Annotated in this window: 3 protein-coding genes and 2 tRNA genes; 3 read left to right on the top strand and 2 right to left on the bottom strand. The window is 69.2% G+C overall.

The genetic code is table 11. The features are described 5' to 3' along the window. Both C667_RS19945 and C667_RS19950 read left to right on the top strand, forming a co-directional pair. A partial coding sequence (locus tag C667_RS19945) for an ATP phosphoribosyltransferase regulatory subunit (protein WP_004378946.1) occupies positions 1-340 on the top strand: 340 nt, incomplete at its 5' end. Positions 341-344: 4 nt separating this feature from the next. Continuing rightward, the gene (locus tag C667_RS19950; protein WP_004378947.1) at positions 345-1,655 is read left to right on the top strand and encodes an adenylosuccinate synthase; all 1,311 of its coding nucleotides are present in this window, start codon (positions 345-347) and stop codon (positions 1,653-1,655) included. 326 nt (positions 1,656-1,981) lie between these two features. On the opposite strand, the gene C667_RS19955 is transcribed toward C667_RS19950, so the two are convergent. Together C667_RS19955 and C667_RS19960 are read right to left on the bottom strand one after the other, a co-directional pair. Continuing rightward, a tRNA-Leu gene (locus tag C667_RS19955) sits at positions 1,982-2,066 on the bottom strand. 392 nt (positions 2,067-2,458) lie between these two features. Next, a tRNA-Leu gene (locus C667_RS19960) sits at positions 2,459-2,543 on the bottom strand. Between the two features lie 39 nt (positions 2,544-2,582). On the opposite strand from C667_RS19960, the gene rnr reads away from it, so the two are divergent. Then, positions 2,583-5,325 (top strand): ribonuclease R (gene rnr / locus C667_RS19965; RefSeq protein WP_004378948.1); only part of this gene is annotated, 2,743 nt, incomplete at its 3' end.

Consider the following 5,325-nt stretch of genomic DNA (forward strand, 5'->3'; position numbering starts at 1 on the left):
CGCCTACGGCGCCGAATCGCCCGCCGCGCTCGCGCTCGGCGGGCGCTACGACCGCGTCGGCGAAGCCTTCGGGCGCGCCCGGCCGGCCACCGGCTTCAGCCTCGACCTGCGCGAGCTCGCCTGGCACCTGCCCACGCCGGCGGCGCCTGCAGGGGCGGTGCTGGCGCCGCCGGGCGACGATGCGGCGCTCGCCGCCGAGATCTCCGCGCTGCGCGCGCGCGGCGAGATCGTCGTGGTCGAGCTGCCCGGACATGAAGGAACTTGGAACGAAGCCGGCTGCGACCGGCAACTGGTGAAGCGGGGCGATCGCTGGGCGATCGTGCCGTTACAGGGAGAGTAAAGAAATGGCAAAGAACGTCGTCGTCGTCGGTACCCAGTGGGGGGATGAAGGCAAGGGCAAGATCGTCGACTGGCTCACCGACCACGCCAAGGGCGTGGTGCGGTTCCAGGGCGGCCACAACGCGGGCCACACGCTGGTGATCGGCAAGACCGAATACAAGCTCAACCTCGTGCCCTCGGGCATCGTCCGCGAGGGCGTGGCCTGTTTCATCGGCAATGGCGTGGTGCTCGACGCGCACCACCTGCTGTCCGAGATCCGCACCCTCGAAGCCGGCGGCATCAAGGTGCGCGACCGCCTGCGCGTGAGCCCGGGCTGCCCGCTGATCCTCGGCTATCACGCCGCGCTCGACCGCGCGCGCGAGGCCGCCAAGTCCGCCGGCGACAAGATCGGCACTACCGGAAAGGGCATCGGCCCCACCTACGAGGACAAGGTTGCCCGCCGCGCGCTGCGCGTGTACGACCTCTTCGACCGCGAGCGCTTCGCCGCCAAGCTGAAGGCCAACCTCGAATACCACAACTTCGTGCTCACCCAGCACCTCGGAGCCGAGCCGGTCGACTTCCAGAGCGTGTTCGACCAGGCCATGGCCGACGCCGACGAGCTGTTGCCGATGGTGGCCGACGTTTCCGCCGAGCTCTACGCGATCAACAAGTCGGGCGGCTCGCTGCTGTTCGAAGGCGCGCAGGGCACCCTGCTCGACATCGACCACGGCACCTATCCCTTCGTAACCTCGAGCAACTGCGTCGCCGGCCAGGCCGCGGCCGGCTCGGGCGTCGGCCCCGGCCGCCTGCACTACGTGCTCGGCATCACCAAGGCCTACTGCACCCGCGTCGGCGGCGGGCCCTTCCCGACCGAGCTCGACATCGAGACCAAGGGCGTGCCCGGCGAGCAGATGTCAACCAAGGGCCGCGAGTTCGGCACCGTCACCGGGCGCAAGCGCCGCTGCGGCTGGCTCGACCTGGCCGCGCTCAAGCGCTCGATCATCATCAACGGCGTCACCGGCCTGTGCATCACCAAGCTCGACGTGCTCGACGGGCTCGAGGAACTCAAGCTGTGCACCGGCTACATGCTCGACGGCAAGCGCATCGACCTGCTGCCGATGGGCTCGGAAGAGGTCACGCGCTGCGAACCGATCTACGAGACCATGAAGGGCTGGAGCGGCACCACCTTCGGCGCGCAGAGCTGGGACGCCCTGCCGCAGGAGGCGCGCACCTACCTGCACCGCATCGAGGAAATCTGCGAGATCCCGATCGACGTGATCTCCACCGGCCCCGAGCGCGACGAAACCATCCTCCGCCGCCACCCCTTTGGCGCCTGAGCACCCGTCGCACCCCGCGCGGCCGCAATTCGCGCCTGCCGGCGCTCCTACAGTGGAACTCCTCGCAGCCCCGGCCGGCCGTCCTGTAGGGGCGGCGGCCGCCGCGAACGGGCCGTCGAGCCCTCGCCAGCCGCATTCCCGCGCCCAACCGTCATTCGCGCCTGCCGGCGCTCCTACAGGGGATTGCCGCGCAGACCCTGCAGGCCGTCCTGTAGGAGCGGCAGCCGCCGCGAACGGGCCGTCGAGCGCGTGCCAGCCCTGTCCGCCCGCGTCGCGGCGGCGCAAAAACAAAAAAGCCGCTCCGAGGAGCGGCTTTCCTGTGAAACTGGTGCCCAGAAGAGGACTCGAACCTCCACGCCTCTCAGCGCTAGTACCTGAAACTAGTGCGTCTACCAATTCCGCCATCTGGGCAGGGACGCGCATAATAGCAAGCGCTTTCACTATCGCAAAGGCTTTTTTGCATCGCTTGGCTCAGACTGAGTATGTTGCTCCCGTGCAGCGTCCATTCGCGCCTGCCGGCGCTCCTACAGGGGAACGCGCCGCAGGCCCAGCCGGCCGTCATGTAGGAGCGGCGGCCGCCGCGAATGGGTCGTCGAGAGTGCGCCGGGCGCATTCCCCCGCCCAAGCGCAATTCGCGCCTGCCGGCGCTCCTGCAGGGGAACGCCTCGCAGGCCCCGCCGGCCATCCTGTGGGAGCGGCGGCGGCCGCGAACGCTGCGTCGAGCGCGCGCCAGCCTCATCCACTCGCATCGCGGCGGCACAAAAACAAAAAAGCCGCTCCGAAGAGCGGCTTTCCTGTGAAACTGGTGCCCAGAAGAGGACTCGAACCTCCACGCCTCGCGGCGCTAGTACCTGAAACTAGTGCGTCTACCAATTCCGCCATCTGGGCAAGAAGACGCGCATTATAAGCACGAAAAGAAGATTGTCAATGACTCGCAAAACCAAAAAAACCGATAAGCAGCGCTCCGGCACCTCCGCCCGCAACACCCCGGCGGCACAGCAGAATTCCGCGCGCGTCAATCCGTCCGCCCGCAGCACCCGGCGGGGCGCATCTGCCGCGTCCGGCGCCCGCGGTAACGCCGTGTCCGAAGCGGCTGCCCGCGGCACCCCCCATAACGCCGCCGATCACACCGGCGCCCCCGTTCGTGGCCCCGGTCGCAGCCGCGCCGCGCACAAGGCCGCGGCGGCGCAGGCCAGCGCCGTGCGCCTGGCCGATCCCTTCTACGAGCGCGAGACCCAGCAGTACGACAACCCGCTGCCCAGCCGCGAGTACGTGCTGCAGATCCTCGCCGAGCGCGGCGTGCCGATGCCCTTCTCCGAGCTCTCCGGCGCGCTCGACATCGCGCCGCACGAGCTCGACTTCTTCGACCGCCGCCTGCGCGCGATGGAGCGCGATGGGCAGGTCGTGCGCAATCGCCGCGAGGCCTACCTGCTGCCGGCCAAGGCCGACCTGATCAAGGGCCGCGTCGAGGGCCACCCCGACGGCTTCGGTTTCCTGCGTCGCGACGACGGCCAGCCCGACATCTTCCTCGGCCCCAAGGAGATGCGCGAGCTGCTGCACGGCGACCGCGTGATCGTGCGCATCGCCGGCCAGGACCGCCGCGGCCGTCCCGAGGGCAAGCTGGTCGAGGTGCTCGAACGCGCCAACAGCCGCGTCGTCGGCCGCGTGATCAACGAGCACGGCGTGATGATCGTGGTGCCCGAGAACCGCCGCCTGGCGCAGGACATCCTGGTCGCCCCGGGCGGGCGCAAGAAGCCCGAGGCCGGGCAGATCGTCACCGTCGAGCTGGTCGAGCAGCCCACCAAGTTCGCCCAGCCGATCGGCCGCATCGTCGAGGTGCTCGGCAACTACGCCGACCCCGGCATGGAGATCGAGATCGCGCTGCGCAAGCACGACCTGCCCTACGAGTTCTCGACCGAGGCCAAGGCGCAGACGCGCAAGCTGCCCGACGTGGTGCGCAAGAAGGACTGGGCCGGGCGCGAGGACCTCACCAAGCTGCCGCTGGTCACCATCGACGGCGAGACCGCCAAGGACTTCGACGACGCGGTGTATTGCGAGCGCCAGGGCAAGGGCTACCGGCTGATCGTCGCCATCGCCGACGTCTCGCACTATGTGGATGCCGCCAGCGCGCTCGACAAGGACGCCTTCGACCGTGGCAACTCGGTGTACTTCCCGCGCCGCGTCATCCCGATGCTGCCCGAGAAGCTCTCCAACGGTCTGTGTTCGCTCAACCCGCAGGTCGAGCGCCTGGCGATGGTCGCCGACATGGCCATCTCGGCCACCGGCGAGATCAGGAACTACCGCTTCTACCCCGCGGTGATCTGGTCGCACGCGCGCCTGACCTACACCAAGGTCGCCGCCGCGCTGTACGAGCAGGACCCGGCGGTGCGCGCCGAACTCTCCGCGCTGCTGCCCCACCTCGAGAACCTCGACAAGCTCTTCCGCGTGCTGCTCAAGGCCCGCACCAAGCGCGGCGCGATCGACTTCGAGACCACCGAAACCCGCATGATCTTCGACGATAACGGCAAGATCGCGCAGATCGTGCCCGAGGTGCGCAACGACGCCCATCGCCTGATCGAGGAGTGCATGCTCGCCGCCAACGTGTGCGCGTCCGACTTCCTCGCCACCCGCGAGCACCCGGCGCTGTATCGCGTCCACGACTCCCCCTCCGAGGACAAGCTCGCCAAGCTGCGCGAGTTCCTCAAGGAGTTCGGCCTCGGCCTGGGCGGGGGCGACGAACCGCGCGCGAGCGACTTCGCCAGGCTGCTTGAGCAGGTCAAGGACCGCCCCGACGCCCAGCTGCTGCAGACCGTGATGCTGCGCTCGCTCAAGCAGGCGATGTACAGCCCCGACAACGTCGGCCACTTCGGCCTCGCCTACGAGTCCTACACCCACTTCACCTCCCCGATCCGACGCTATCCCGACCTGCTGATCCACCGCGGCATCAAGGCCGCGCTTGGCGGCGCCCAGTACCGCCCCGGCGACTGGGAGCAGATCGGCCTGCACTGCTCGATGACCGAGCGCCGCGCCGACGACGCCACCCGCGACGTGGTCGCCTTCCTCAAGTGCTACTTCATGCAGGACCGCGTCGGCGAGGAGTTCATCGGCAGCGTGTCCTCGGTGGTTCCGTTCGGGCTCTTCATCGCGCTCGACGACATCTTCATCGAAGGGCTGCTGCACATCTCCGACCTCGGCAGCGACTACTTCCACTACGACGAGACGCGCCACGCCCTCATGGGCGAGCGCACCGGCAAGCAGTTCCGCCTCTCCGACCGCGTGAAGGTGCAGCTCGTGCGGGTCGACATGGCGACCAACAAGATCGACTTCCGCCTCATCGAGGGGCCGCTGCCGGTCGAGGTCAAGACTCCGGCGAAGGCTGTGGAAGCCGGGGCTGTGGAGGTCGTGCCCGCGGACGGCAGGGCGGCGCGCAAGCCGCGCAGCAGGAAGGGCGGGGTGGAGGAGGGCGGCGTGGCCGCCCCTGTGGCGGTGGTCGAGGCTGCGCCTGCCGCCACGGAGCCCGCCGCGCCCAATTCGCGCGCCAAGCGCGCGAAGAAGGCCGCCGTCGAAGCGGTCGTCGAGCCCGTCACCGCGCCAGTGGTCGAGCCCGCGCCGGCCGCCCCGGAGCCCGCCGCGCCCAATTCGCGCGCCAAGCGCGCGAAGAAGGCCGCCG

The organism is Thauera phenylacetica B4P, assembly GCF_000310225.1.
Taxonomy (GTDB): domain Bacteria; phylum Pseudomonadota; class Gammaproteobacteria; order Burkholderiales; family Rhodocyclaceae; genus Thauera; species Thauera phenylacetica.

Excerpts from the sequence above, each read along its gene's own strand:
- C667_RS19950 (WP_004378947.1), top strand. The coding sequence starts at position 345 with ATGGCAAAGAACGTCGTCGTCGTCGGTACCCAGTGGGGGGATGAAGGC.